Origin of the sequence: Mesorhizobium kowhaii (assembly GCF_003253745.1) — a bacterium.
Classification (GTDB): Bacteria; Pseudomonadota; Alphaproteobacteria; order Rhizobiales; family Rhizobiaceae; genus Mesorhizobium; species Mesorhizobium kowhaii.
In genome coordinates this window covers 449245-475773 of sequence record NZ_MZXV01000032.1, presented here as the reverse complement: position 1 = coordinate 475773, position 26529 = coordinate 449245, and the positions used below count along the sequence as shown (strand labels likewise).

The window sequence follows — 26529 nt, the reverse complement described above, 5'->3', positions numbered from 1 at the left end:
GGACCGAAAACCGGCTGTTTCAGGCCAACCGCATAGGCTTCAGGGCCTCGCTCCAGCGCAACAGCTCGTCCAGCATGGTCTTGGCTCCGCCCTGCACCTGCTCGCTAGCCCGGAAAGAGCCGTCGTGCTCGAGCAGTTTCTGATAGAGCGGCAAGGAAACCCCTTCGGAGATAGGCATTACACCCACGGCAGCCAGCAGCGGCTTGAGCGCTTGCGCCGCGCGCAGGCCGCCGGAGACGCCGCCATAGCTGAGGATGGCGGCGGGTTTGTATTTCCACTCGCGGGCGAGATAGTCGATCGCGTTGATGATCGCCGGGGCGGCGAAATAATTGTATTCCGGCGCCACAAAGACGAAGGCGTCGGCGGCATCGATCGCCTTCGACCAGGCCTTGGTGTGGTCGTTCTGATAATTGCCAAGCTTAGGGTGATGCGGCTCGTCCAGAACTGGCAGATTGAACGCGGCGATGTCGGTCAGCACCGGTTCGAATTTCCCGTGCTCGCGCGCGAATGCCTCCAGCCACTCGGCAAAAACCGGTCCGGCACGGCCGGGCCGCGTGCTGCCGACGATGATGTTCAACTGGTGCTTCAAGACGGGCTCCTTCGATTGGCAGTATCTGTTGGTGACTGTCACTACGGCAGAGCGTCCCGGTGGACAAGGCGAGGTCGTCGGCGGAGCGGTCACGATCAGATGAACAGACAATCTGAGTTCGCGTCTTGGCTGCCCGCGGTTTCGGTCTGCCGTTCGGTCACATGGACGCCTGGATTGCCAGCCACTACATAGAGCTATCAGCGGAGCACTCCATGGACGTCCAGCCCGCCCCATTCGTTCCCCCGGCGCCGAAGCCGCGCACGACGCCGCCCTCGACGCTGGAGATGATCCGCATCGTCTACCGCAACCCGCTCGAACTGTGGGGTGAGCATACCTACAACGAGCCCTGGATTTCGGTGAATGGCGTCGGCGGACATCTGGTCGTCGCCAACGATCCCGGCCTCATCCGCCATGTGCTTGTCGACAATGCCAAGAACTACAAGATGGCGACAGTGCGCCAGAAGATCCTGCGGCCGATCCTGCGCGATGGCCTGCTGACCGCCGAGGGCGAGGTCTGGAAGCGTTCGCGCAAGGCGATGGCGCCGGTGTTCACGCCGCGCCATATCTTCGGCTTCGCCCAGCCGATGCTCAGGCGCACGCAAGAATTCGTCACCCGCTATGAGGGGGGCGGCACGTCCGACATCGCCCATGACATGACGTTGCTGACTTTCGATATCCTGGCCGAAACGCTGTTTTCCGGCGAGATATCAGGCGAGCCGGGCAGTTTCGCCAACGAGATCGACCGCCTGTTCGAGACCATGGGCCGCGTCGATCCGCTGGACCTGTTGCGCGCACCCGACTGGCTGCCGCGTTTGACCCGCATCCGCGGTCGCAAGACCATGGCCTATTTCCGCAAGATCGTCACCGACACGGTCAAGATGCGCGAAGAGAAATTCAAGCGCGATCCCGATGCCGTGCCGCAGGATTTCCTGACGCTGCTGCTCAAGGCCGAGGGGCCTGAAGGGCTGACGCGGGCGGAGGTCGAGGACAACATCATCACCTTCATCGGCGCCGGCCACGAGACCACGGCGCGCGCACTCGGCTGGACGCTTTACTGTCTCGCGGAATCGCCGTGGGAGCGCAACAGGGTCGAGCAGGAGATCGACCAGGTGCTGGCGCGCGAACCCGATCCGACGAAATGGCTCGATGCCATGCCGTTCACGCGTGCGGCTTTCGACGAGGCGCTCAGGCTCTATCCGCCGGCGCCGTCGATCAACCGCGAGCCGATCGAACCGGAAATGTGGAAGGATCTCTATATCCCGAAACACGCCGCGGTGCTGGTCATGCCATGGGTGGTCCATCGCCACAGGAAACTGTGGGACCGGCCCGACGCCTTTCTGCCCGAACGCTTCCACCCGGGAAACCGCGAGAAGATCGACCGCTTCCAGTATCTGCCGTTTGGGGCGGGCCCTCGCGTCTGCATCGGCGCCAGCTTCGCCATGCAGGAGGCGATCATCGCGCTCGCCATCATGCTGTCGCGCTTCCGCTTCGACACCACCGCCGAAACGAAACCCTGGCCGGTGCAGAAGCTGACCACGCAGCCGCAAGGCGGCTTGCCGATGCAGGCCACGCCGCGTTAGGTGTGCTGATATTCAGGTGATGCCGGCCTGCGAACGATGGCTTCCTGCGCTTCCGGTGCTCACGTACTTTAAGGACGCTCCGCTCCGGTTCTCGGAACCCACCGTCCTCGGCTCAGCCTGACCTGAATCTCAACACACCTTAGGACTGTCGAATTAAGCCACGGGCTTGCGCTGCTGGAACTGGCCGGCGGCGCGGAAGCGCCAGAGGTAGCTGGGCAGGATCGTGGCGATCGACTGCGGCTGGATGCCAAGGCCGGACAATGTCCGGTTGGCCTTGGCCGCCGCCTCGGAAACGATGTTGTGCTCGCGCAGTTGCATCACCTGGTCCTTGGTCAGCAACGGGTTGGGCAAGAGGCCGAGGATCGAGGCCTGGATGTTCGCTACCCACCACGGCACCGGCACCAGCAGGCGCTTGCGCTCGATCACGTCAAGCAGTTCTTCCATGCACTCCTTGAAGGTCAGCACCTTGGGGCCGCCAAGCTCGTAGATCTGGCCGCCATCGACCTTGCCGTCGACCGAGCGCGCCACCGCTTCGGCGACGTCGCCGACATAGACCGGCTGGAACTTGGTCAGGCCGCCGCCGATCAGCGGCAGCACCGGCGAATAGCGCGCCATGTTGGCGAAGCGGTTGAAGAAGCTGTCCTCGGGCCCGAAAATGATCGACGGCCGGAAAATCACGGCGTCCTTGATCGTCTCCAGGATGGCCTTTTCACCAAGCGCCTTGGTGCGTGCGTAGTCCGATTCGGAGTCCAGATCGGCACCAAGCGCCGAAATGTGGGTGAAGCCGGCGCCGACGGCGCGGGCCGCTTCGGCCACCGCGCGGGCGCCGAACTCATGCACGGCGGAGAACTTCTGCCGGCCGCTCTGATGCAGGATGGCGACCAGATTGACGACATGGTCAGCACCCTGCACGGCACGATCGACCGACCAGCGGACGCGCACATTGGCCTGCACCGGCTGGATCTGGCCGACATTGCCGAGCGGCTGCAGGTGGCCGGCAAGATCGGGCCGCCGGCAGGCGACCCGGATGCGATAGCCGCGCTTGGCCAGCGCGCGCACGACATGGCGGCCGACAAAGCCTGACCCGCCAAAGACGACGACGAGCTTTGGGGTCTGCAGGATTTCGGTCATGGCTGGCTCCGGCGCTCGCAAGCTTGGCTGAAGCCGTTTCATAATCCGTTTTGCGTCGAACGCAAAGGGTGACGCGTCGTCGCTGTCACCCTTGTCTCGACCTTGTCAGAACGCCTTGCCGATGCGGGTGTCGACCGAGTGGCGGTTGCCGCCGCGAATGACGAAGAAGAGCAGGATCGCGGCCCACAAAAGCGACTTCTCGGCACCCGAAAAGCCCTGGCCCATGGTGACCCAGTGGAACCAGACCGTGACCAGCAGCACGAACAGGCCAGCAAAGGCGGCCGGACGCGTCAGAAGGCCGATGGCGATGAAAATGCCGCCGAAAAATTCGGCGCAGGCCAGAAGCAACGACCACAAGGCGCCGGGATAGAAGCCGAGGCCCTCGACCATTTCGGCGGCACCGAAAGGATTGATGATCTTCTGCGAGCCATGGATGGCGAGAAACGCACCGGCGACAACGCGAAGAACGGTTTCCGCGCCATCGTGCAAGGCCGCGTACAGTCTGCCGAGGACCGGGATGATAAGGCCGTTGCGGGGATTGTCCGTGCTTGCCGACATTGTGACTCCTCTGTTTTGCCGATCAGCGCAGACGGCCAATCAGGTTGGGCGAAGTCAAATAAACAAAAGTTGACATTTAGAAGAATGTTTTATTGACGCACCTTGCAGCGCTGAGGCTTGCGATCTCCAAGGTCATGGAGCGGACGCAGAAAACCCCGCCGCAGCGGGGTTTTCCGGGTGACATCCATGCGAAGCCAGGGGCCGACGGAGCGGCCTGACCTGAGACGGTATCAGGAGGGCGTGAAGCAAGTACGCCCACCCCAGCCCTGGACATCCGACATGGTGCCGCCGACCTTCTTGCAAGCCGCGATGAAATCGGCGCTGCAGCTGGCGAATTTGGCATGGCCGTTCTTGCAGTAATGATCCTCGGTGGCGCCGCCGCTCGGAGCGGTGATGACGCCGGGCGCGGACGGTTTCACCGGCGCGGCCTGCAAACTGGCCGCCTGGGTGGCCCCCATGAACGAGCCGAGAAGAAGGACGGCGGTCAGCATGGTGAGCTTGGTGTTGGTCATGGCAATTTCCTTTTGATTGGGTTGATTTTCCGAGGCGCAAAGGGACATCCTCTGCGTGAAGCAGACTTTCGCTTTCGGTTTGCTGTTCCCCTCGGTGTGGATCGGGCAAGCTCGCCTTGCCCTGGACAAAGCTGGGTCGCTGCGATGCGCGGAAAGGTTCAGCGGCGCGCAAAAAAAATTTGCACCGCACCGCCACCTAGGCGGGCAGATTTCAGATAACTAGCTGATAAATAATGGATTATTTAGGAGGAATAACGCGCTGCGAATTCGGAAATGCGCTGCACCACCGCCTTTGGCGCGGTGATGCCCCGCGCTTGCGCCTTCTCGGCGGCTTCGGCCCGGGCCCGTCCGGGTACATGCACGCCGAAGCGCCGCCGCAGCCGGTCGAGCTGGTCCTTCATGCGCTGCTCGAAGTCGGGATCGAGCAGCTTGGGCTCGACGGCAAGCACGAACAGCCCGGTTCCGGGACTGTCCGGTCCGCCGCTGAACCATGGCGCGTCGAGCGACCAGTTGGCGCCCGACAGCCCCGCCGCAAGCACTTCGACCATCAGTGCGATGTTGGCACCGCGCTGGCCGCCGAAGGCAAGCATGGCGCCTTTCATGGCGGCGGCCGGATCGGTGGTCGGGTTGCCGCTGGCGTCCAGCGCCCAACCTTCGGGTATTTTCTTGCCGTCCTCGGCCGCCTTGCGGATGTTGACGAAAGCGGTGGCGCTCGACGATTGGTCGATGACCAGCGGCGCGCCGTCGGCGGCGGGTGCCGCAAACGACATCGGGTTGGTGCAGTAGACCGGCTTGACCGAGCCCGAGCCGGCAAGCACGGCCGGGCCATTGGTGGCGGCGAACGACACCAGCCCTTGCGCCGCCAGCCTTCCGGTGAAGTAACCGAGTGCGCCGCATGTATAAGCGTTCTTCTGCGAGAAGATGGCGACGCCGAACAGCTTTGCCGCCTTGGCGAGGTCGTCGATGGTGCGGTCGAAGCCGGTATGCGCCAGCCCGCCGCGCGCATCGGAGAGATAGACCGCCAGCGCCGGCCGGGTGATCACCGGATCGGCATTGCCGTCGATGCGTCCGGCTTCGAGCGCCTCGAGATAATCGATGAAATGCGACAGACCGACGGTCGAGAGCCCTTCCGCCTCGGCGGCAATGATCGAGGCGGTAAGCGATTGCGCCGCTTCCTCATTGGCGCCGGCGCCAAGCGCCGCCATCCGGCACAGTCCTTTTGCCTGGTCGAGACTGAGTTGCATCATGGCGGTCCTAAAGGGAATAGGGGAGTAAGGGAGTGGGGGAACAAGCAGTGAATAGCGAATGGGGATGGAAATGTGAATGTGAATAGTGGCTGCCTACTCCCCTACTCCCCTACTCCCCTACTCCCCTCTAACCAACCTTGTTGGGGATCCGCGCCTCGATCCTGCTGAAGGCGAAGACCAGAATACCGGTGATCGTCATGTAGATCAGCGCCAGCAGCAGCAAGGGTTCGTAGGTGAGGTAGGTGTCCTGCCGCACCTTGGACGAAACGGCGAAGATATCGATGACGCTGATCGTCGCCACCAGCGGCGTAGATTTCAATTGCAGCACGGTTTCACCGGTCAGCGTCGGCAGCGCCCGGTAGATGGCTTGCGGCAGCCAGATGCGGCGAAATGCCTTCCAGCGGCTCATGCCGAAGGCGCGGGCGGCCTCGAGTTGGCCCTTGGGAACGCCGGCAAAGGCGCCGCGCATCACCTCGCCCTCATAACCGGCGAAAGACAGCGTCAGTGCCAGCACGCCATAGGGCCAGGCTTGCCTGAGATATGGCCACATCCACGACTCGCGGATCCACGGATATTGCGGAAACAGCGAGCCGAGGCCGTAGTAGAGCAGCCACAGCTGGATCAGCAGCGGCGTGCCCCGGATCACTGTGCAAAAGACCTTGGCCGGTGCTGCGAACCAGAAGGAGCCGGTCGCCTGCGCCAGCCCGAGCGGCACGGCGAGCAGGAAGCCCAGCACGCAGGTGACGGCCAGGATCCACAGCGAGCGCCAGATGCCGATCAGTCCCATTTCATAGTACTGCGGCAGCCAGTCCCAGCGCATGAAAAAGGCGGCCGCCAGGACCAGGCCCAGCGCGATCAGGATCAGCACGATGCGGTGCGGCTGCAGCCACAGCGACGTTCGCGCGACGACGTTGATGATGGCGGCTTCGGTGGCCATCAGCGCGCCTCCTTGAGCGAAGGCATGCCACGCCGCGACCAGGCCTCGACACGGCCGATGATCAGATTGGAAAACAGCGACAGCAGAAGATAGAGCACGGCGGCGGCGAAAAAGAAGGTGAAATAGGCTTTGGTGACGCCAGCAGCCTGCCGTGTTGCCAGCGCCAGTTCATAGAAGCCGACGACCGCCAGCAGCGCGGTGTCCTTGGTGGCAATCAGCCAGAGATTGGCGAGGCCCGGTATGGCGAAGGGCAGCATGGCCGGCAAGGTGATGCGCCGCAACAGCAGGCCGGGAGACATGCCATACGCGCGGGCAGCTTCAATTTGCCCCTGGGGAATGGCCAGGATCGCACCGCGTATCACCTCGGTCGAATAGGCGCCCTGGACAAAGCCGAGCACGGCGATGCCGGCGGCAAGGCCGCTGATGTCGACGCGCTGATAGCCCATTGCCGTCAGCGCCTGGTTGATCAGGTCGGTTCCGGCATAATAGAGCAGCAGGATCAGCACCAGTTCGGGCACGGCGCGCACGATGGTGGTGTAGACCGCCAGCAGATCGCGCACCACCGGCCCGCCATAGAGCTTGCCATAGGCGCCGCCGGTGCCGATCAAGAGACCGAGGCACGTGGCGCCCAGCGCGATCTCGATCGAATGGAGCAGCCCAACCAAAAGAGCACCGCCCCAGCCCGGCGGATTGGGCGAGAGAAGCTCGATGATGCCGGCCGTGGAGGCCGAAAGAAATGCGTCGATCAGCGTCGCCCCCGAATTGCTGGCGTCAGCCGCTGTCAATTCTCGTCAGCGGAAAGCGTGAGTGGACAGGTTCCGGCGAACCGCACGGCGCGATGCCGTGCGGTTGTTGCTCATGCGTGGACGATGTCAGTTCGACTGCGTCGGGCCGCCGTAAATATCGAAATCGAAGTACTTCTTCGAGATCTCGTCATACTTGCCATTGGCTCGGATGGCCTTGATGCCGGCGTTGATCTTATCCTTCAGGTCGGTGTCCTCCTTGCGCACGCCGGCACCGACGCCCGGTCCGAGCACTTCATCGTCCGGAGCCACCATGCCCTTGAGATCGCAGCACGCCTTGCCCTGGTCCGACTTGAGGAATTCGCCAAGCGCGATGGAATCGGCCTGCACCGCGTCGAGACGGCCGGCGGCAAGATCCTGGTTGGCTTCGTCCTGGGTCTGGTACTCCTTAATCTCGGATGCCTCGGTGAAGTGCTTCTTGGCGTATACGGCATGCACGGTCGACACCTGAACCCCGACGACCTTGCCCTTGAGGTCCGCGGGCGCCGGGCCGAATTTCTGGTCCTTGGGACCGATGATCGCCGTTGGCGTGTTGTAATATTTGTCGGAGAAGTCGATCGTCTTCTTGCGCTCGGCGGTGATCGACATCGAGCTGGCGATGACATCGATCTTCTTGGTCGTCAGCGCCGGAATGATGCCGTCCCAGGCAACCGGGGTGATGACGCAGTCGAGCTTCTCTTCGGCGCATACGGCGTCGATGAAATCGATCTCCCAGCCGACCCACTTGCCCGAAGCATCCGGCGAGGTGAAGGGCGGATAGGGTTCGGCGGCGACGCCGATCTTGACCGGATCGGCCTTGGCCACGCCCATGGCGGCGACGCCCAGCAGCAGCGCTACGGCAAATGTCTTCAGAACAGTCTTCATTTTCACGACTCCCAGTTTGTTGTTGGTTCCCGGTTTTCTTCCGTCTCGGCCTGTCCTAGCCGATGTTTCGGATGAACTGCTTGAGCCTTTCGGATCTGGGCGCGCCGAAGATCTGCTCCGGCGGTCCTTCTTCCTCGACCAATCCATTGTAGAGATAGACGACATGCGTCGCGACCTCGCGGGCGAACTTCATCTCGTGGGTGACCAGCACCATGGTGCGGCCTTCGCGCGCCAGGTCGCCGATCACCTTCAGCACTTCGCCGACCAGTTCGGGGTCGAGCGCCGAGGTCGGCTCGTCGAACAGCATGACGCGCGGATTGATGGCCAGCGCCCGCGCGATCGCGGCGCGCTGCTGCTGGCCGCCCGACAGATAGGCCGGATAGACGTCGCGCTTTTCGGCGAGGCCGACGCGGGCGAGCAGCTTCTCGGCCCCGCTGATCGCCACGTCGCGCTTGACGCCAAGCACATGCACGGGAACCTCGATGACGTTCTCGATCAGCGTCATGTGGCTCCACAGGTTGAAGTTCTGGAACACCATGCCGAGCTTGGAGCGGATGCGCTCGATCTGCTTGCGGTCGGCCGGAACTGTGTGGCCGTGGCTGTCCGCCTTCAGCTTGATCTCCTCGCCATTGACGCGGATGATGCCGCTGGTCGGGTTCTCCAGGCAGTTGATGCAGCGCAGCAGTGTCGATTTGCCCGAGCCTGAGCCGCCGATGATGGCGATGACCTCGCCGTCGCGCGCCGACAGCGAGACGCCCTTCAGCACATGCAACTCACCGAACCTCTTGTGCAGGTTCTCGACATGGATGGCTTCGGCGGCGCCGTCTTGCGCCGTGTGTTTCAGTACGGACGCGGCGCTTTGCGCCATCATCCCTTCGACGCTCCGTGGAGTGGTCGAGCTCGTCGCTGCTGGTATCTTTTACCCATTTACCCGTCACTGGACAGAATTCCCGTTCTCAAGATGGACCGTTCCGCTTGCCTCCGTCAACCATGGTTTTTGGACTATTGATCACAGCCTGCTGTAGTGGTTAGTGGCGGCAACGGACGTCTCGGGAGAATTTAGTGGGCAAATCATACGGGTCGCAATCCATGGCCGGACCGCTGAAACGCGTGCTTATGCGGTCCGCCGCCGGCGCCATGCGTGATGCCAGGGCGCAGGAATGGCACTACGGCCCGGGCTTTGAGCCGGGAAAGGCCACTGCCCAGCATGAGCGATTGACGCAGCTGGTTTCGGCCTCCGGCGCCGAGGTCGAATGGCTGACGGATGCCGATGACGGGCTGGCCGATTCGGTCTTCACCCATGATCCGTCGCTGATGACCGATCACGGCGCGATCATTCTTGCAATGGGCAAAGCGCTGCGCCGGGCTGAACCGGGCCTGCACGAAGCAGCTTACAAACGCCTGGGCATTCCCATCCTCGGCCGCATCGATGATCCGGGCCAGGTGGAAGGCGGCGACTGCGTCTGGGTGGATGCAAACACGCTGGCCGTTGGCCGTGGCGTGCGCACCAACCAGGATGGCATCCAGCAGCTTTCAAATCTGCTTTCGCCGAAAGGCATTTCGGTTTTTGGCTTCGATCTGCCGCTCTGGCACGGCGAGGAAGCCTGCCTGCACCTGATGTCGGTGATCAGTCCGCTTGCCGACGATCTGGCGCTGGTCTACGCGCCGCTGCTGCCGGCCGCCTTCTACCAGATGCTGAAGGGGCGCGGCATCACGCTGGTCGAGGGCGATGCCGATGAGTTCCATGCTTCCAGCGGGCTCAGCCTCAATGTGCTGCCGACGGCGCCGCGCCAGGTGATCGCCGTCGCCGGCTTTCCCAGGACGGCGGCTGCCATGCAGGCGGCCGGCTGCACGGTTTCCACCTTCGAGGCGGATGCGCTCTGCATCGCTTGCGAGGGTGGCCCGACCTGCCTGACACGCCCGGTGCTGCGCCAATGACCACCGTTGGGACCACCACTGGGACGACCGTCGGCGAGGCGCTCATTTCGTTGCTCGAAGCCCATGGCGTCGACACTGTCTTCGGCATTCCCGGCGTGCATACGGTCGAACTCTACCGGGGGTTGGCGCGCTCGAAGATACGCCATGTCACGCCGCGCCATGAGCAGGGCGCCGGCTTCATGGCCGACGGCTATGCGCGCGCCAGCGGCAGGCCGGGCGTCGCCTTCGTCATCACCGGACCGGGGCTGACCAACACCATCACCGCCATGGGACAGGCGCGCGCCGATTCGGTGCCGATGCTGGTGATCTCAGGCGTCAACGCCACCCCGACGCTGGGCAAGGGCCTCGGCCATCTGCATGAACTGCCCGACCAGCGCGGCATGATGGAGAAGGTGGCGCTGTCTTCGCAGCGGGTCACCGAGGCTGGTGAACTGCCCCGCGCGCTGGCACACGCCTTCGCGCTGTTTTCATCGGCCCGGCCCGGTCCGGTGCATATCGAAATCCCGACCGACGTCATGGTCAAGCCGGCGGATGGCATCGCTGCCATGCTGAGCAATGCAGCACCACCCGCGCCGGACGGCGCGGCAATCGCCAGCGCGGCCAAACTCATCGCCGCCGCGCGCCGTCCGCTGATCCTGGCCGGCGGCGGCGCCAAACGCGCCGAAGCGCCGTTGCGGCGTCTGGCCGAACGACTGGGAGCGCCGGTCGTCGAGACCGCCAATGCGCGCGGCCTCCTGCATGCCCATCCGCTTTGCGTGCCGGCCAGCCCCAGCCTGAAGGCAGTGCGGGCGTTGATGACTGAGGCGGATCTGGTCATTGCCGCCGGCACCGAATTCGGCCCGACCGACTATGATGGCTACAGCGATGGCGGTTTCGTCCTGCCCGCCAATCTGATCCGCATCGATATCGGCGCAGACCAGCTTGCCCGCCGCCCGGCGACGGTTTCGATTCGGGCCGATTGCGCCGAGGCGCTCGAAGCGCTGCTCCTGGAAACCAGCCATGTCCCGGCAAGCGAGGGCGGCCCGTCGCGCGCCGCCGCTGCACGGGAAGCGGCTTTTGCCGAGATCAGTCCGACGCTGCAGGCGCAGGTGCGCGCCGTGGAGGTGATCCGCGACGCATTGCCGGGCGCGCTCATCGTCGGCGATTCGACACAGCCGATCTATGCCGCCAACCTCTACTACGATCATGACCGTCCCGGCGGCTGGTTCAATGCCGCCACCGGCTTCGGCGCGCTCGGCTACGGCCCGCCGGCGGCGATCGGCGCCGCCCTTGCAGTGCCCGATGCGCCGGTGGTCTGTCTCACGGGTGACGGCGGCTTCCAGTTCACGCTGCCGGAACTGGGCGCCGCACTTGATGCCCAGGCGCCGGTCATCTTCGTCGTCTGGAACAATCGCGGCTACCGCGAGATCGAAACCTCGATGCTCGATGTTGGCGTCGAGCCGGTCGGCGTGTCGCCGGCGCCGCCGGATTTCTGCAAGCTGGCCGAAGCCTATCGCCTTGGCGCCGAACGGCTTGCCGATATCGACGCTCTGGCGGACGCGTTGAAACGCGCCCGGGCAACCGGTCTGCCGCGCGTCATCGAAATCACAGTCGACTGAAGAGTGGCGGCGCAACGTGCTTCACGTCTCAGCCTGGCATGGACCCGGCTGGCTGGCGGCCTACACATGCAAAGACGCAACAACTGCCATGTCGAGATATCAGTTGAGTGATCGTGCGAAAGGCGCGACGCTCTGCGTCGGGCGGCTAACAAGCGACATAATCATAAAAATATGACAGGAGCGGTCCAGGATGACGGAAACACTTGAAGGCAGGCATATTGTCGTGACCGGAGGCACCGGGGCGCTCGGTGGTGCAGTCGTCGGCAAACTGCTGAGTGAAGGCGCGATCTGCCATGTGCCCAATGCCCATGCAGCGGCGCCCGGGCATTTCCCCTTTACCGAGCATGACCGTGTCAAGCTGGTGCACAATGTCGATCTCTCGGACTCCGCCAAGGTCGAGGCGTTCTACAGCCAGGTTCCAGGTCTGTGGGGTTCGATCCACTTGGCCGGCGGCTTCACAGCGGCGCCGGTGGAAAAGATCGAGTCGGCGTCCTTTGCCGAGATGATGGACACCAATGCAAGCACCACCTTCCTGTGCTGCCGCGCGGCGGTACGCTCGATGCTGGCGTCGGACGTCGCGGGCCGCATCGTCAATGTCACTGCGCGCGCCGGGCTCGACCCGCGGCGCGGCGCCGGCATGGTCGCCTATGCCGCCAGCAAGGCCGCGGTGGCGGCGATGACGGTGGCGATGGCCGAGGAGTTGAAAGGCAAGGGCATCCTGGTCAATGCCGTTGCGCCATCGACGCTTGATACGCCGGCAAACCGCGCCGATATGCCGGATGCCGATGTCACCAAATGGGTCAGTCTCGAAGCAGCCGCCGAAGCCATCGCCTATCTCGCCTCGCCAGCCAATCAGGCGATGAGCGGAACGCTGGTGCCGCTTTACGGCAGGGCCTGAGCAGAAGCCGTCGAAACAGGGCAGGTGGCGTCCGATCCATCGGCATTGCGGTAGCTGTAGAGCCGCAGCGGCGAGGAAGCATCCGTCGGACACTCCCTGAGCCATGACGGCGGGTGCCCCTCCATCAGCGCCGCCGCGAATGGATAGGCGGTTTCGAGATGTGGCGACGGTGGGCCTCTCCACCCGCAAAGCGCAACATGCGTCGCCTTGGACGCATCGAGAAACGCGCGCGGATCGGCGGTCGAGGGATCAAGGAAGCGATAGCTCCGTTCGATACCTTGAGCCGACGGGTGGTTGGGGATTGTCACCACCTTGGGACCTTCGGCAAGAGCGAGAAAATGCGCTCCGATCAACGGTGGCGTAAGAACGACGGCGCCTGCCGGCCAACCCTGTCGCTGCTCAAAATGCCTGAGATCGCAACTGTCGGCAAACTCGGCGGCTGGAATGGCTGCATGGGATGGCCTTGCCGACAGCTGGTATAGCGCCATCGCCACGGACAAGACGAGACCGGGCAGGATCAACGCGTATCTTGGCGATGCCGTTGGCACGTGCGATTTCAAATAGCGCCCCTGTCCCGCATCTGGTGGCAGGAAACTCGCCAATACGAAGGTCAGACCGATGCCGGAAAAAACCGGAAGATAGCGAAAGTAGCGGAAGTAGCCGATCGCCAGCGCCAGTGCGAGCAGCGAGAACAGCGCCAGGATGACGAGCGGCCGGCTTCGGCTCTGCGGATTGAGGCAGATGACCGCCGGGGCGAGCGCGCCGACGAACAGCAACGCCATGCTGGGAAAGCTGCCTGACAGAACGAAATCAGGGCGTCGAAACAGGCTCAGTTCCTGAGGGATCCTGTTGAGCATGTTGTCGCGTACATAGGCGTCGAGCGAAGCATAAGGGCCGGCCAGGCAGTGCGGGAACAACAACACCAGCGCCACCGCGCTGGCGGCCGCGAACACCAGCAAAATTGCCGCCCGCGTCGCCCATCCGCCGCGCCGGCCGACAAGCAAGGGCACCACGGCAAATGAAAGCCCGGCCGCGACCAGTGCCGTCACATGCGGCGCCGAATAGGTGTCGCATTTGACGGCGAAATAGGCTGAAGGCGGCACGATCGTGGCAAACAGGCCGACCCCACCTAGGGCCAATGCCAGCCCAAAGCCTACGATCCTGTCTGGACCCTGTTCGCGGCCGAAGATCCAGTCAACGGCATAGACCGCCATCACCAGCGCATAGAACGGCGCGAACTCGGCGCTGATGGCAAGAGCCAAGGCCGCCAGCAGCCCGTTGATGAAGGCAGCGAAGCGGTTCTGCGACAACATCAAAACCAGGGCCGCGAGCAGAAGCAGTATTTGCAGATTGTGGTAGTCGATCCGTCCCGGAGCGTATTCGAAAAAGCTGCGCGCGGCAAAGATCAGAGCCAGCGGCAATGCAACGGCCGGGTTGGCAAAGCCCATAGCGATTACCAGCCGATTGTAGAAATAGAGCGCGGGCGCAAGCAGCAGCAGCGGGACGGCAAAGCTTGCCAGCATCAGCGCCGGCTCGAAGCCGGCAAGCGGCATCAGCAGGCGCGCGAAGGCGGCATAGGGCAGGTCCACGATCCATGGCCAATGCGAGACATAGGGCTCTGGCTGGGCAACACCGGGCAGCGTCCGGTCGAAGATGTTGCCCGTTTCAAGCAAGGTACGGACTTCATGCAGTTTGACGAGGTCGTCCACGTCGCCGTTGAGCTGGAAGCCCAGGGACCAGAGCACCGTCATCAAGATCGCCATTCCGCAAAAGCAGAACAAGGCCGGTGACCTGGTGTAAAGACGTTGCAACCACGAAGAGCCCGTAGCGGGACAATCGTCGCCATTGCGCATGGAAAGCCTCCCCTCGGACCACTGGCAAATACGCGAGGAAGTTTATCTTACCGTAAAGAAAAACCCCGCCGGATCGCTCCGGCGGGGTTTGAACTGACCACCGCGCAAGGCGGTGGGGGCAGATGCTTAGCTGCCCTGCTTCTTCAGCGCGGCACCCAGGATGTCGCCCAGCGAAGCGCCGGAGTCGGTCGAGCCGTACTGGGCGACCGCTTCCTTCTCTTCGGCGATTTCCAGCGCCTTGATCGAGACCTGCAGCTTGCGGGTCTTCTTGTCGAAGGCGATGACGCGGGCGTCGACCTTCTGGCCGACGGTGAAGCGCTCGGGGCGCTGCTCGTCGCGGTCACGGCTCAGATCGGAACGCTTGATGAAGGTCTCGATGCCGCTGTCGACCAGCCGCACTTCCAGACCGCCATCCTTGACGCCGATGACTTCACAGGTGACGACCGCGTTCTTGCGCAGTTCGCCCGAAGTCGCCGCTTCGCCGACCGTATCCTTGGCCAGCTGCTTGATGCCGAGCGAGATGCGCTCCTTGTCGATGTCGACGTCGAGCACCTGCGCCTTGACCATGTCGCCGCGATTGTACTCTTCGATGACCTGCTCGCCCGGACGGGTCCAGTCGAGGTCGGAGAGGTGGACCATGCCGTCCACGTCGCCTTCGAGGCCGATGAACAAGCCGAACTCGGTCTTGTTCTTGACCTCGCCCTCGACCTGGCTGCCGACCGGATGGCTGCTGGCAAAAGCCTGCCACGGGTTCTCGAGCGTCTGCTTGAGGCCGAGCGAGATGCGGCGCTTGGCCGGATCGACCTCGAGCACCACCACGTCGACTTCCTGGGTCGTCGACAGGATCTTGCCGGGATGCACGTTCTTTTTGGTCCACGACATTTCCGAAACGTGGATGAGGCCTTCGATGCCCGGCTCCAGCTCGACGAACGCGCCGTAGTCGGTGATGTTGGTGACGGTACCCTTGATCTTCTTGCCGATCGGGAACTTGGTGCCGATCTCGGACCACGGATCGCTCTCGAGCTGCTTCATGCCGAGCGAGATGCGGTGGGTTTCCTGGTTGATGCGGATGATCTGCACCTTGACCGTCTGACCGATGTTGAGGATTTCGGTCGGATGGTTGACGCGGCGCCATGCCATGTCGGTGACATGCAGCAGGCCGTCGATGCCGCCGAGGTCGACGAACGCACCGTAGTCGGTGATGTTCTTGACGACGCCTTCGACAACCTGGCCTTCTTCGAGGTTCTGCACGATTTCCGAACGCTGTTCGGCGCGGCTCTCCTCGAGCACGGTGCGGCGCGACACCACGATGTTGCCGCGGCGGCGATCCATCTTGAGGATCTCGAAGGGCTGCGGGTTGTGCATCAGCGGGGAGACGTCGCGGATCGGGCGGATATCGACCTGGCTGCGCGGCAGGAAGGCCACGGCGCCGTCGAGGTCGACGGTGAAGCCGCCCTTGACCTGGTTGAAGATGACGCCTTCGACGCGCTCACCCTTGGTGAACTTCTCTTCGAGACGGACCCAGCTCTCTTCGCGGCGGGCCTTTTCACGGCTGAGCATCGCTTCGCCAAGCGCGTTCTCGATGCGCTCGACATAGACTTCGACGGTGTCACCGACCTTGAGGGTGGTGTCCTTGCCCTTGACGCCGAATTCCTTCAGCGGCACGCGGCCTTCGACCTTGAGGCCGACGTCGATGATGGCCATGTCTTTTTCGATCGCGGTGATCGTGCCCTTGACGACCTGGCCTTCGCCGGAATGGCCGGCGGTAAATGATTCTTCGAGCAGGCTCGCGAAATCATCGCGAGTGGGATTTGCAGCTGACATTGTTTCTCCTGGAATGCCCCGCTTCTGTCGCGAGACGGGCGCCGTGGGTTAGCGTTGCGTTGGCCTGCCGGCGCTCCGGGCTACAAAAGCCCTGGGCCGCTCTTTAAGCGGCAATTCCGGCGCATGAAGAATGCTGGCAGGCTGGTTCGTGCCCGATATGGGTATTTTCTTCGCCTCCGACAACGGAAACACGAGGGAAAAACCCGGATCAGGCCTTGTTTCTCTTGGCTAAGACGTCGTCGATGATCGCCATGGCCGCAAGAAACGCGGCTTCTATAGCCATTTCGCTTGTATCAAGCAAGTGCGCGTCTACGGCCGGCTTCAGCGGAGAGTCGGCGCGGCCCATGTCGCGCTCGTCGCGGCGCACGATATCGGCGAGGATCTCGGTGAAATCAGCGGTGCCGCCGATGCTCTCGATCTCGGCCAGCCGGCGTCGTGCCCGCACCTCGGCGCTCGCCGTCACATAGAGTTTTATGTCGGCGTCGGGGCAGACGACGGTGCCGATGTCGCGGCCGTCGAGCACCGCGCCTGGCGGCGTCTTGGCGAATTCGCGCTGCTTTTCCACCAGGATGCGCCGCACGGAAGGAAACACCGCGACCTTCGACGCCGCCTCGCCGACCGCATGCGCTGATAGCACCGCCCGGTCGAGCTTCGCCAGATCGACCTGGCGCGCTGCGGTTTCGGCCGCCGAGACATTCTCGAGCGGCAGTGCGTGCTGGATCAGCGCGTAGGCCACCGCACGATAGGTGAGGCCGGTGTCGAGCAGGTTCAGCCGGTAGTGGTCGGCGAGCCGGCGGGCCAGCGTGCCTTTTCCGGCGCCGGCGGGGCCGTCGATGGCGATGGTGAAGACGTGTGTCATCGGTGGCCCACCATGTCCGAGACCGAAAAGGGCAACGATCCGGACAGAGGGGGGCGCTGTCCCTCCGACGTTCTAGTTTGGCCCCAATCTCCCAGGGTTGCGATTGCCATCAACCGTTACCCAATCTCCGCGCCCAGCCCCTTCATCAGCCCCATGAATTCCGGAAAACTGGTCGCGATCATCGCCTGATCGTCGATGGTGACCGGCTTTTCTGTCGCCAGCCCCATGACCAGAAAGCTCATGGCGATGCGGTGGTCGAGATGGGTCTGCACGGTCGTGTCCTGGCCGTTGGGATGACCGCCGAGGCCTTTGCCGCCCGGTCTGCCGCGCACCGCAAGCGATGCTTCGTCCTCGGTGCAGTCGACGCCGTTGAGCTTCAGCCCATTGGCGACCGCCGACAGCCGGTCGGATTCCTTCACCCGCAGCTCTTCCAGCCCCTGCATCAGCGTTTCGCCCTCGGCGAAGCTGGCAGCGACGGCGAGCACGGGATATTCGTCGATCATCGACGGCGCCCGTTCGGGCGGCACGGTGACCCCCTTCAACTCGGAGTAGCGCACGCGCAGATCGGCGACATCCTCGCCGCCGGCATTGCGCGGGTTGAGGATGTCGATCTTGCCGCCCATTTCCTGCAGCGTCAAAAGCAGGCCGGTGCGGGTCGGGTTCATCAGCACGTTTTCGATGACGATGTCGGAACCCGGCACGATCAGTGCGGCCACCAGCGGGAAGCCGGCCGAGGACGGGTCGCCAGGCACCGCGATCGTCTGGCCAGTCAGCTTGCCCTGGCCTTCGATGAAGATGTGGCGCACGCCGCGCTCATCGGTCTCGACCGACAGATTGGCGCCAAAGCCTTTCAGCATCTTTTCAGTATGGTCGCGCGTCATGACAGGCTCGATAACGGTGGTGATGCCCGGCGTGTTCAGCCCGGCCAGCAGCACCGCCGACTTCACCTGCGCCGAGGCCATCGGCACGCGGTAGGTGATAGGTGCGGCATGCTTCGGCCCGTGCAGCGTGATCGGCATGCGGTCGCCCGGTGTCGCCTTCAGCACCTGCACGCCCATCTGGCGCAAGGGTTCGAGCACGCGGCCCATCGGCCGGCCCGACAGCGAGGCGTCGCCGATGAACGTCGTTTCCATGTCATAGGTGCCGACCAGGCCCATGGTGAGCCGCGAGCCGGTGCCGGCATTGCCGAAATCGAGCGGGCCTTCGGGCTGCAGCAGCGCGCCGTTGCCGGTGCCGCGGATCACCCATTCGGCGCCGCGCTTCTCGATATGCGCGCCCATCGCCTTCATGGCCGCACCGGTGCGCATCACGTCCTCGCCTTCCAGCAGGCCGGTGATGCGGGTCTCGCCGGAGGCGAGGCCGCCGAACATGAAGGAGCGGTGCGAGATCGATTTGTCGCCCGGCACGCGGGCGGTGCCGGCAAGGGCTGATGATTTGCGGGCGGTGGCCGACTTTGGGGCGGCGGCGTGAGACATGGAATTTCCCTGGACGGAATGCCGGCGGGCCGGCGCTTTTCATTTGTTGCGGCGGTCTCGTATCACGGCGGGCCGAAATGGTCATCCCCCATGGTCGTCATCGACGCGAGGCCTTTCATTGCATGGTTTTGTGACGCCGGCTTTTCGCTTTGACAGCGCTGCAAACTGTGGTTAAGGGGACCACTCTTTTATTGACGAGGCTTGCCGTGGCAAAAACCGAACTTGGCACAAAACGCATCGACCCGGAGACGGGCCGAAAATTCTACGACCTGAACAAGGACCCGATCGTCTCGCCCTACACGGGCAAGACCTATCCGCGTTCCTATTTCGAGGAAGGCAAGATCGCCGCCCTCGAGGAGGAAGAGGAAGTGGCCGAGAAGGAAGTGGACGCCGAGGAAGAAGAGGGCGTTGAGGTCGTCTCGCTCGAAGAGGCCGACGAGGACGTCAAGGCCGACGACCTGCCGGATCTTGGCGACGACGAGGACGACGTCGACCTCGGCGACGACGAGGATGACACCTTCCTTGCCGACGAAGAGGAAGAAGATGACGACGTCGCCGACATGATCGGCGTCGGTGACGACGACGACGAGGTCTGATCGACCTTCAAACCAGGCGTTTGCAGGCTTTCGTGGCCTGTGAAGAAAAAGCGGCTCTTGAAGGCTTGATATTGACGAAAGGCGGGGTTAGAAGCCGCCTGCACTAACGGCGCGGTCTCCAACCCGCGCCGGATCTCTTCGCCGGAAACGGCGCCGGTTGACTGCCGGAAGTGGGGCCATAGCTCAGTTGGGAGAGCGCTTGAATGGCATTCAAGAGGTCGTCGGTTCGATTCCGATTGGCTCCACCAAGTTCTCTCTAGGTCGTTGATTTTCCTATAAACCTTTGATTTCAAGGCTCTATTCTACGAACGTGGTCCACATTGGTGGTACACACGCAGGAAAGTCAGTGCCTTGTCGGGCGTCACCTCTCCTACTTCGTAGGAATGTCTACTGATTTCGGTTGCGCGTCCCGGCGCTGACACCAAGCTTAGCCAGATAGGCCGGCCTTGCGTTCGGGAGTTGGTCGAACCCCTTCAAAAGCTGCCAGGCAATGCGACGAAGCACTTTCCTGAAGCCATCATCTTCGAAGCCGTTCAACTGGCTACTGAATGCGATGGATTTGGGATGAAACCTTGCCCGTCGAGCAGGCAGACCAATCGAGCAGCCGAGAGAGCGGGTATGGGGAGCGTTCGATTTCCTTCCCGCACGCGCTCATTTCGAGTAAAGCTATGACTGGGCGCCTTCCGATCGCGCGGGGACGGCGCTGTTAGGTGGCGGCGAGACCCTGATCGGCTTTGATTGCAGCGTTTGCCATCTAAGATTGCGTGCTTCGAGGCTGGAACATGGAACACAGGCTCGCGGCGGTGCTGGCAGCCGACATGGCAGGATACTCTCGGCTCATGGAAGCCGACGAGAGGGGCACCCTTGCGCGGCTCAAAACGCACCGGATCGAACTCATCGATCCGGCAATCGCCAAGAACCAGGGCCGCATCATCAAAACCACCGGTGACGGCATGCTGGTCGAGTTCCAGAGCGTGGCAGATGCCGTGCGCTGCGCCGCGGAGGTGCAGATCCGCATGCGCCGTCGCAACGCCGACGTGCCGGATGCCGGACGTATTCAGTTCCGGATCGGCATCAATCTCGGCGACATCATCTTCGATGAGGGCGACATTTATGGCGACGGCGTGAATGTCGCCGCCCGGCTGGAGCAAATGGCCGAAGTGGGCGGGGTGTGCGTCACCCAGGCCGTGTACGAACAGGTCTTCGACCGGCTCGAAATCAGGTTCGAGGACCTTGGCGAGAAGGCCCTGAAGAACATCTCTCGCCCGATACGGGTCTGGCGCGCGGTGCTGGACGATGCAGCCGATCCGCGAGCGGGGGACGGCTCGGCCCGGCGCAGCGTGGTGAAGCCGTCGATTGCGGTCCTGCCATTCGCTAATATGAGCGGCGAATCCGAACAGGAATTTTTCGTTGATGGTCTGACCGAGGATATCATCACGGAACTTTCGCGCCGGCACGAGCTGTTCGTCATCTCGCGCAACTCCACCTTCGTCTACAAAGGGCAGTCGGTAAACCTCCGTGAAATCGCCCGGAAGCTGGGCGCGCAATACCTGGTGGAGGGCAGCGTCCGCAAATCGGGCGATCAGCTCAGGGTGACAGCGCAGCTGATCGATACTGCCACCGATACACACATCTGGGCCGAGCGATACGACCGCAAGCTCGACGATGTTTTCGCCATTCAGGACGAACTAACCGCAGCGATCGTGGCCACGCTGCCAGGCCGCGTCGAAGCCGCGCAGCAGGATCTCGTGGCGCGCAAAACACCTGCCAACATGGCAGCATACGAATGCGTGCTCGCGGCCAAGGTCCGCCACCATCGCAGCAATCGAGCCGAGAATGAGGAGGCGCTGAAGCTGGTGACACGAGCGCTAGAACTCGACCCCGAATACGCGCATGCCCATGCCTGGCGGGGCTGCATCCTGGGGCAAGCTTGGGGCTACGGCTGGTGCGCTGATAAGGACGCCGCTTTCGACGAAGTCGTCCGTGAGCTTGAGTTGGCGCAAGCACTGGACAGCAACGATGCGGACGTCCAACGGATATTGGCAGCCATTAGCATCAGCCGCAACGATCTGACGAAGGCTCGGCACCACCAGGAGCGGGCTCTCGCACTCAATCCAAACTACGATCTCGTCGTGGTCCAGCACGGCGAGCTTTTGACTTGGCTCGGTCGCCCCAAGGAAGGAGCCCACTGGATTCGCAAGGCGATGCAGTTGAACCCTCACCACCCGGAACGCTTCTGGAGCCATCTTGGGAAAGCTCACTTTACAGCCCACGAATATTCCGAAGCAATCGAGGCCTTCATGCATCTGTCGAAGATGGATGCCAACCAACACGCCTTTGTCGCGGCGGCCTATCACTGGCTGGGCGATCGGACCGCTGCGTCCGCTCACCTCGCTCAAATAGACAAGGTCGATCCGGAATTTACGATTGATGCTTTCGTCTCTACCCTGCACTACGAGAACGAGGCGGATCTTCATCATCTAGTTGATGGACTGAAGTCTCCCGAAGTGGCGCAGGTGAGAGTATAGTATTCGAACCTCGCGAGCCTCCTTGTCCAGGCGCGCCTGCGCGTCTGAAGGCCGCTCCTATCACCACTCGGCGAAGGAACCGTCCTTGTGGCGCCAGATCGGGTTGCGCCAGCGGTGACCTTCCTTGGCGCGCTCCTTGACGTAGTCCTCGTCGATCTCGACGCCGAGGCCCGGGCCATCGGGAATGGCGACATAACCATCCTCGTAGCGGAAGACATCCTTGTTGGCGGCGTAGTCGAGCAGGTCGTTGGCGGCGTTGTAGTGGATGCCGAGGCTCTGCTCCTGGATGAAGCAGTTGTAGCTCACGGCATCGAGTTGCAGGCAGGCGGCAAGCGCGATCGGCCCGAGCGGGCAGTGCGGCGCCACGGCCACGTCATAGGCTTCGGCCATCGCCGCGATCTTGCGGCATTCGGTGATGCCGCCGGCATGCGACAGGTCGGGCTGGATGATGTCGACGACGCCTTCCTCGAACACCGACTTGAAGTCCCAGCGGCTGTAGAGCCGCTCGCCAAGCGCGATCGGCGTCGAGCCAAGCGCGGCGATCTCTTTCAAGGCTTCGCGGTTTTCGCTCAGCACCGGCTCCTCGATGAACATCAGCCTGTAGGGCTCGAGCTCCTTGACCAGGATGCGCGCCATCGGCCGGTGCACGCGACCGTGGAAATCGACGGCAATGCCGATGTTGGGGCCGACGGCCTCGCGCACCATGGCGACGCGCTCCACAGCGGCATCGATTCTGTCGTGGCTGTCGACGATCTGCAGTTCCTCGGTGCCGTTCATCTTGAGCGCCAGGAAGCCGCGCGCCACCACTTCCCTGGCGCCGGCGGCGACTTCGGCCGGCCGGTCACCGCCGATCCAGGAATAGACCTTGATGCTGTCACGCAGCTTGCCGCCGAGCAGTTCATGCACAGGCACACCGAGCGCCTTGCCCTTGATATCCCACAGCGCCTGGTCGATGCCGGCAATCGCGCTCATCAGGATCGGCCCGCCACGGTAGAAGCCGCCGCGATGCATCACCGTCCAGTGGTCCTCGATCAGCCGCGGGTCCTTGCCGATGAGATAATCACCCAGCTCCTTGACCGCCGCCTCGACGGTCAGCGCCCGGCCTTCGACGACCGGCTCGCCCCAGCCGGTGACGCCGGCATCGGTCTCGATCTTCAGGAACAGCCAGCGCGGCGGAACGATGTAGGTGGTGAGCGAGATGATTTTCATGCGCTGTCTCAGTTGTTCTTGAGTTTCTTGGCGCTGACGAGGTCGCGCGCCGCAAGGTCGAGGATTTTGTTCGCCGCGCCACGCGCCGCCTCGGCGTCGCGCATGCGCAGCGCCTCGACCACCTCGCGGTGCGCCGCCACCGCTTCCATGCGCCGGTCGAGCGAAATCGTCGCCGTCGCTTCCAGCGAGAATTTGAGGCCGGTGTCGATCAAATTGCCGATCTGGCGAAAGATCGGATTGTGGCTCGCGGCATAGACGATCTGGTGGAAGGCGATGTCGGAGCGCGAGAACATCACGAGGTCCTCGCCGGCGCCGGCCATGCCGCGCCAGGCCGCTTCGAGATCGGCGATCTCCTGCAGTGTCGCGCGCGTCGCGGCAAGCTCGGCGACCAGCGGTTCGATGGCCCGGCGTGTTTCCAGGATGGCGTCGAAGAGCTTGTCGTCCAGCGCGTGCGGTGCATGCCAGGCCAGCACCTGAGGGTCGATGATGTTCCAGTCGTCCTCGTTGCAGACGATGGTGCCGACGCGCGGCCGCGACAACACCAGCCCCTTGGCGGCTAGCACCTTCAGGGCCTCGCGGATGACGGTGCGGCTGACGCCATACTCGACGCCAAGTTCGTTTTCGGTCGGCAAGGAGGATCCGGCCGGATAGCGTCCGGAAAAGATGTCCGAGGCCATCGCCTTGGTCACGTCAGGCATGACGCGCGGGCGACGGGTCGTCGTGTCGCCCGGTGCCTTCTTCGAAATCTCGGTCACCTCAGCCCTCCTCCAAGGCGGCGAACCTGCCAGTTCGCACAGCCGGCCCGGCATTAACCGATGCCGATGCGTTGCGCCAGCGATCGCTGGTCAGAGCATGTACATTAATTATCATACCAGATCAATTGACGAGTATGATAAAAGCGATTAGAGACTCCGACACCCGGGCTGAGCGCCCGGCCTATCGCTGGGAGGAAATCATGCGACTTTTGAAGACCGCGCTCGTCGCGGGCGCGCTTGCCGTGCTGTCCGTCACGACCATCGCTGCATATGCTCAGGACACCAAGATCGGCTTCATCGTCAAACAGCCCGAGGAGCCGTGGTTCCAGGACGAATGGAAGTTCGCCGACCAGGCCGCCAAGGAAAAGGGTTTCACCCTCGTCAAGATCGGCGCCGAGGACGGTGAGAAGCTGATGTCGGCGATCGACAATCTCGGCGCGCAAGGGGCGCAGGGTTTCATCGTCTGCACGCCGGATGTGAAGCTCGGACCCGGCATCGTCGCCAAGGCCGCCGCCAACAATCTCAAGCTGATGACCGTCGACGACCGTCTGGTCGGTGCCGACGGCAAGGCGCTGGAAGACGTGCCGCATATGGGCATCTCGGCCACCAAGATCGGCGAGGCCGTCGGCCAGGCGATCGTCGATGAAATGAAGGCGCGCGGCTGGAAGGCCGACGAGGTCGGCGCCATCCGCGTCTCCTATGATCAGCTGCCGACGGCGGTCGATCGTGTCGAAGGCGCCATCTCGGTGCTGACGGCGAATGGCTTCAAGGCCGAGAACATCTTCGACGCGCCGCAGGCCAAGACGGATACGGAAGCCGCACTCAATGCCGCGACGGTCGTGCTCAACGCCCATGCCGACATCAAGAAGTGGGTTTCCTTCGGCCTCAATGACGAAGCCGTTCTGGGCGCAGTGCGCGCTTCCGAAAGCGTCGGCATTCCGGCGGACGGCATGATCGGCGTCGGCATCGGCGGCGCGGATTCGGCGATCAACGAGTTCAAGAAGCCTACCGCCACCGGCTTTGTCGGCACCGTGATCATCTCGCCGAAGCGCCATGGCTACGAGACGGCGCTCAACATGTATGACTGGGTTGCCAACAACAAGGAGCCGGAGAAGTTGATCCTGACTTCCGGTGCGTTGGCCAAGCGCGACGACTATCAGACGGTACGGCAGGGCCTCGGCATCGAATAATCCTCCCTGTACAAACAGGCGGCGGCTCATCCCGCCGCCTGTTTCCCATGGCACAGAAGGATCGGTGCGTGTCCTTTCTCGACTTCTCCCAAATCACCAAGACCTATCCGGGCGTCAAGGCGCTGTCGGACGTCTCGTTCGGCGTCGTCAAGGGCGCCGTGCATGGGCTGATGGGCGAAAACGGGGCGGGCAAATCCACCCTGATCAAGATCCTGTCCGGCGACCAGCATGCCGATGAGGGCGAGATAAGCATCGACGGCAAGGTCCAGGCCTATGCCTCGACCCGGGATGCGTTCGACAATGGCGTCATCGTCATTCATCAGGAACTGCAGCTCGTTCCCGAGCTCACCGTTGCCGAAAACCTCAGCCTCGGCCGCTTTCCCGCCAGCGCCGGCATCATCGCAGGCCGCCGGATGCTGGAAGACGTCGGCGCCAAGCTGAAATCGGCCGGCATCGACATCGACATGCGCCGCAAGGTCAAGACGCTGTCCATCGGCGAGCGCCAGATGGTCGAGATCGCCAAGGCGATCATGCTCGACGCGCGCGTCATCGCGCTGGACGAGCCGACCTCATCGCTGTCCTCGCGCGAAAGCGAAATTCTGTTTGCCCTGATCGATCGCCTGCGCGGCGAGGGCAAGGTCATCATCTACGTGTCACACCGGCTCGACGAGGTGTTCCGGCTCTGCGACAGCCTGACGGTGCTGCGCGACGGCAAGCTCGCGGCGCACCATGCATCGCTGAAAGATGTCACCCGCGATCAGGTCGTCGCCGAAATGGTCGGCCGCGAAATCTCGGACATTTGGGGTTTTCGCCCGCGCAAGGCAGGCGATGTCCGGCTGAAGGTCGAGGCCCTGTCAGGGGCAAAGCTGAGGACGCCGGCCAGCTTCGAGGCCCGCGCCGGCGAGATCGTTGGCTTCTTCGGCCTGATCGGTGCCGGCCGCTCGGAACTGATGCGGCTGGTCTTCGGCGCCGATCCGCGAACGGGCGGCGCCGTCACTGTCGACGGCAAGGGGATCCACGCCACCGATCCGCATGGCGCAATCCGGGCCGGCATCGTGCTGTGCTCGGAAGATCGCAAGCATGACGGCATCATCCAGGGCCGCTCGATCGAGGAAAACATCAACATCTCGTCGCGACGCCATCACACGCGCTTTGGCGTCTTGAACCGCGCCAGCGAGATCGCGACCGCCGAAACCTTCATCAAGAAGCTCAAGGTGCGCACGCCCTCGCGCAACCAGGACATCATCAACCTCTCCGGCGGCAACCAGCAGAAGGTCATCCTTGGCCGCTGGCTGTCCGAGCAGGGTGTGCGGGTGCTCATCGTCGACGAGCCGACGCGCGGCATCGACGTCGGCGCCAAATCGGAAATCTACGAACTGCTCTACCAGCTTGCCGAGGACGGCATGGCGATCGTCGTGGTCTCGTCCGAACTGCCGGAGGTGATGGGCATCTGCGACCGCATCCTGGTGATGTGCGGCGGGCGCATCAACGCCGAACTCACCCGCGACCAGTTCGCCGAGAAGGCGATCTTGGCCGCCGCCCTTCCCGACAAGAAAACCCCCGACGCGATCGCATCCTGAGGACC

At 63.3% G+C, this 26529-nt stretch carries 23 protein-coding genes and 1 tRNA gene; 9 read left to right on the top strand and 15 right to left on the bottom strand.

The annotated features are described in order from the left end of the window. Positions 1 to 19: 19 nt before the first annotated feature. Complete coding sequence (locus tag B5V02_RS15070) at positions 20 to 589, bottom strand: NADPH-dependent FMN reductase (protein WP_111544926.1); 570 nt, start codon at positions 587 to 589, stop codon at positions 20 to 22. Positions 590 to 801: 212 nt separating this feature from the next. Here B5V02_RS15070 and B5V02_RS15065 point away from each other — a divergent pair, with 212 nt between their 5' ends. Then, the gene (locus B5V02_RS15065) at positions 802 to 2169 is read left to right on the top strand and encodes a cytochrome P450 (RefSeq protein WP_111544925.1); all 1368 of its coding nucleotides are present in this window, start codon (positions 802 to 804) and stop codon (positions 2167 to 2169) included. A 153-nt stretch (positions 2170 to 2322) separates the two neighbouring features. Here B5V02_RS15065 and B5V02_RS15060 read toward each other — a convergent pair whose 3' ends face one another. The 8 genes from B5V02_RS15060 to B5V02_RS15025 all read right to left on the bottom strand — a co-directional run bounded on the left by B5V02_RS15060 (position 2323) and on the right by B5V02_RS15025 (position 9092). Continuing rightward, positions 2323 to 3300: a complex I NDUFA9 subunit family protein gene (locus B5V02_RS15060; protein ID WP_111544924.1), complete on the bottom strand. Its 978-nt coding sequence runs from the start codon at positions 3298 to 3300 to the stop codon at positions 2323 to 2325. A 105-nt stretch (positions 3301 to 3405) separates the two neighbouring features. Next, a complete protein-coding gene (locus B5V02_RS15055; RefSeq protein WP_111544923.1) occupies positions 3406 to 3858 on the bottom strand; it encodes a DoxX family protein in 453 nt (150 codons plus the stop codon). Positions 3859 to 4088: 230 nt separating this feature from the next. Then, positions 4089 to 4370 carry a hypothetical protein gene (locus tag B5V02_RS15050; protein WP_111544922.1) on the bottom strand — a complete coding sequence of 94 codons (282 nt, stop codon included), beginning with the start codon at positions 4368 to 4370 and terminating at the stop codon, positions 4089 to 4091. A gap of 242 nt (positions 4371 to 4612) precedes the next feature. Then, on the bottom strand, positions 4613 to 5614 hold the full coding sequence (locus B5V02_RS15045; RefSeq protein ID WP_167458499.1) for an Ldh family oxidoreductase: 1002 nt from the start codon (positions 5612 to 5614) through the stop codon (positions 4613 to 4615). Positions 5615 to 5744: 130 nt separating this feature from the next. Continuing rightward, on the bottom strand, positions 5745 to 6554 hold the full coding sequence (locus B5V02_RS15040; protein WP_111544920.1) for an ABC transporter permease: 810 nt from the start codon (positions 6552 to 6554) through the stop codon (positions 5745 to 5747). Continuing rightward, positions 6554 to 7267 carry an ABC transporter permease gene (locus B5V02_RS15035; protein WP_208647094.1) on the bottom strand — a complete coding sequence of 238 codons (714 nt, stop codon included), beginning with the start codon at positions 7265 to 7267 and terminating at the stop codon, positions 6554 to 6556. The genes B5V02_RS15040 and B5V02_RS15035 overlap by 1 nt, the downstream gene beginning before the upstream one ends. A 159-nt stretch (positions 7268 to 7426) precedes the next feature. After that, the gene (locus B5V02_RS15030; RefSeq protein ID WP_111544919.1) at positions 7427 to 8221 is read right to left on the bottom strand and encodes a transporter substrate-binding domain-containing protein; all 795 of its coding nucleotides are present in this window, start codon (positions 8219 to 8221) and stop codon (positions 7427 to 7429) included. A gap of 55 nt (positions 8222 to 8276) precedes the next feature. Continuing rightward, positions 8277 to 9092 (bottom strand): ABC transporter ATP-binding protein, encoded by an 816-nt coding sequence (locus tag B5V02_RS15025; RefSeq protein ID WP_425374395.1) that lies wholly within the window; start codon positions 9090 to 9092, stop codon positions 8277 to 8279. A gap of 218 nt (positions 9093 to 9310) precedes the next feature. On the opposite strand from B5V02_RS15025, the gene B5V02_RS15020 reads away from it, so the two are divergent. The 3 genes from B5V02_RS15020 (at position 9311) to B5V02_RS15010 (ending at position 12655) form a co-directional block, all read left to right on the top strand. Further along, complete coding sequence (locus B5V02_RS15020) at positions 9311 to 10159, top strand: dimethylarginine dimethylaminohydrolase family protein (RefSeq protein ID WP_111544918.1); 849 nt, start codon at positions 9311 to 9313, stop codon at positions 10157 to 10159. Then, positions 10156 to 11757 (top strand): 5-guanidino-2-oxopentanoate decarboxylase, encoded by a 1602-nt coding sequence (locus B5V02_RS15015; RefSeq protein WP_111544917.1) that lies wholly within the window; start codon positions 10156 to 10158, stop codon positions 11755 to 11757. Before B5V02_RS15020 ends, B5V02_RS15015 begins: the two co-directional genes overlap by 4 nt. Positions 11758 to 11947: 190 nt before the next feature. Next, entirely contained in the window at positions 11948 to 12655 is a 708-nt protein-coding gene (locus tag B5V02_RS15010) for an SDR family NAD(P)-dependent oxidoreductase (protein ID WP_111544916.1), read from the top strand. Here B5V02_RS15010 and B5V02_RS15005 read toward each other — a convergent pair. The 4 genes from B5V02_RS15005 to aroA form a co-directional block, all read right to left on the bottom strand. Beyond that, on the bottom strand, positions 12640 to 14406 hold the full coding sequence (locus B5V02_RS15005) for a hypothetical protein (RefSeq protein ID WP_245445929.1): 1767 nt from the start codon (positions 14404 to 14406) through the stop codon (positions 12640 to 12642). The two genes, B5V02_RS15010 and B5V02_RS15005, sit on opposite strands and share 16 nt — an antisense overlap. A gap of 228 nt (positions 14407 to 14634) precedes the next feature. Continuing rightward, complete coding sequence (rpsA, locus tag B5V02_RS15000) at positions 14635 to 16332, bottom strand: 30S ribosomal protein S1 (RefSeq protein WP_008872513.1); 1698 nt, start codon at positions 16330 to 16332, stop codon at positions 14635 to 14637. Positions 16333 to 16540: 208 nt separating this feature from the next. Continuing rightward, the gene (gene cmk, locus B5V02_RS14995; RefSeq protein ID WP_111544914.1) at positions 16541 to 17191 is read right to left on the bottom strand and encodes a (d)CMP kinase; all 651 of its coding nucleotides are present in this window, start codon (positions 17189 to 17191) and stop codon (positions 16541 to 16543) included. A 116-nt stretch (positions 17192 to 17307) separates the two neighbouring features. Next, positions 17308 to 18666 (bottom strand): 3-phosphoshikimate 1-carboxyvinyltransferase, encoded by a 1359-nt coding sequence (gene aroA, locus B5V02_RS14990; protein WP_111544913.1) that lies wholly within the window; start codon positions 18664 to 18666, stop codon positions 17308 to 17310. A gap of 206 nt (positions 18667 to 18872) precedes the next feature. On the opposite strand from aroA, the gene B5V02_RS14985 reads away from it, so the two are divergent. From B5V02_RS14985 to B5V02_RS14975, 3 genes are all read left to right on the top strand, one after another. Continuing rightward, positions 18873 to 19262 (top strand): TIGR02300 family protein, encoded by a 390-nt coding sequence (locus B5V02_RS14985; RefSeq protein WP_109665797.1) that lies wholly within the window; start codon positions 18873 to 18875, stop codon positions 19260 to 19262. A 172-nt stretch (positions 19263 to 19434) separates the two neighbouring features. Continuing rightward, positions 19435 to 19510 (top strand) — tRNA-Ala (locus B5V02_RS14980). A gap of 534 nt (positions 19511 to 20044) precedes the next feature. Next, on the top strand, positions 20045 to 21790 hold the full coding sequence (locus B5V02_RS14975; RefSeq protein ID WP_111544912.1) for an adenylate/guanylate cyclase domain-containing protein: 1746 nt from the start codon (positions 20045 to 20047) through the stop codon (positions 21788 to 21790). Between the two features lie 60 nt (positions 21791 to 21850). Here the strand turns inward: B5V02_RS14975 and dgoD are convergent, their stop codons facing one another. Next, positions 21851 to 22999, bottom strand: a complete 1149-nt coding sequence (dgoD, locus tag B5V02_RS14970; RefSeq protein WP_111544911.1) for a galactonate dehydratase — start codon at positions 22997 to 22999, stop codon at positions 21851 to 21853. Between the two features lie 8 nt (positions 23000 to 23007). Continuing rightward, on the bottom strand, positions 23008 to 23697 hold the full coding sequence (locus B5V02_RS14965) for a FadR/GntR family transcriptional regulator (RefSeq protein WP_111545416.1): 690 nt from the start codon (positions 23695 to 23697) through the stop codon (positions 23008 to 23010). Between the two features lie 257 nt (positions 23698 to 23954). Here B5V02_RS14965 and B5V02_RS14960 point away from each other — a divergent pair, with 257 nt between their 5' ends. Both B5V02_RS14960 and araG read left to right on the top strand, forming a co-directional pair. Beyond that, complete coding sequence (locus tag B5V02_RS14960) at positions 23955 to 24944, top strand: arabinose ABC transporter substrate-binding protein (RefSeq protein WP_111545415.1); 990 nt, start codon at positions 23955 to 23957, stop codon at positions 24942 to 24944. A 68-nt stretch (positions 24945 to 25012) separates the two neighbouring features. After that, positions 25013 to 26524, top strand: coding sequence for an L-arabinose ABC transporter ATP-binding protein AraG (gene araG / locus B5V02_RS14955; protein ID WP_111545414.1), 1512 nt, complete (start codon positions 25013 to 25015; stop codon positions 26522 to 26524). The last annotated feature ends 5 nt before the right edge of the window (positions 26525 to 26529 follow it).

Bases quoted from the DNA above. Each gene is read 5' to 3' on its own strand.
- B5V02_RS15065 (WP_111544925.1), top strand. From the start codon at position 802: ATGGACGTCCAGCCCGCCCCATTCGTTCCCCCGGCGCCGAAGCCGCGC.
- B5V02_RS15060 (WP_111544924.1), bottom strand. From the start codon at position 3,300: ATGACCGAAATCCTGCAGACCCCAAAGCTCGTCGTCGTCTTTGGCGGG.
- B5V02_RS15055 (WP_111544923.1), bottom strand. From the start codon at position 3,858: ATGTCGGCAAGCACGGACAATCCCCGCAACGGCCTTATCATCCCGGTC.
- B5V02_RS15050 (WP_111544922.1), bottom strand. From the start codon at position 4,370: ATGACCAACACCAAGCTCACCATGCTGACCGCCGTCCTTCTTCTCGGC.
- B5V02_RS15045 (WP_167458499.1), bottom strand. From the start codon at position 5,614: ATGCAACTCAGTCTCGACCAGGCAAAAGGACTGTGCCGGATGGCGGCG.
- B5V02_RS15040 (WP_111544920.1), bottom strand. From the start codon at position 6,554: ATGGCCACCGAAGCCGCCATCATCAACGTCGTCGCGCGAACGTCGCTG.
- B5V02_RS15030 (WP_111544919.1), bottom strand. From the start codon at position 8,221: ATGAAGACTGTTCTGAAGACATTTGCCGTAGCGCTGCTGCTGGGCGTC.
- B5V02_RS15025 (WP_425374395.1), bottom strand. From the start codon at position 9,092: ATGATGGCGCAAAGCGCCGCGTCCGTACTGAAACACACGGCGCAAGAC.
- B5V02_RS15020 (WP_111544918.1), top strand. From the start codon at position 9,311: ATGGCCGGACCGCTGAAACGCGTGCTTATGCGGTCCGCCGCCGGCGCC.
- B5V02_RS15015 (WP_111544917.1), top strand. From the start codon at position 10,156: ATGACCACCGTTGGGACCACCACTGGGACGACCGTCGGCGAGGCGCTC.
- B5V02_RS15010 (WP_111544916.1), top strand. From the start codon at position 11,948: ATGACGGAAACACTTGAAGGCAGGCATATTGTCGTGACCGGAGGCACC.
- B5V02_RS15005 (WP_245445929.1), bottom strand. From the start codon at position 14,406: ATGACGGTGCTCTGGTCCCTGGGCTTCCAGCTCAACGGCGACGTGGAC.
- rpsA (WP_008872513.1), bottom strand. From the start codon at position 16,332: ATGTCAGCTGCAAATCCCACTCGCGATGATTTCGCGAGCCTGCTCGAA.
- cmk (WP_111544914.1), bottom strand. From the start codon at position 17,191: ATGACACACGTCTTCACCATCGCCATCGACGGCCCCGCCGGCGCCGGA.
- aroA (WP_111544913.1), bottom strand. From the start codon at position 18,666: ATGTCTCACGCCGCCGCCCCAAAGTCGGCCACCGCCCGCAAATCATCA.
- B5V02_RS14975 (WP_111544912.1), top strand. From the start codon at position 20,045: ATGGAACACAGGCTCGCGGCGGTGCTGGCAGCCGACATGGCAGGATAC.
- dgoD (WP_111544911.1), bottom strand. From the start codon at position 22,999: ATGAAAATCATCTCGCTCACCACCTACATCGTTCCGCCGCGCTGGCTG.
- B5V02_RS14965 (WP_111545416.1), bottom strand. From the start codon at position 23,697: ATGCCTGACGTGACCAAGGCGATGGCCTCGGACATCTTTTCCGGACGC.
- B5V02_RS14960 (WP_111545415.1), top strand. From the start codon at position 23,955: ATGCGACTTTTGAAGACCGCGCTCGTCGCGGGCGCGCTTGCCGTGCTG.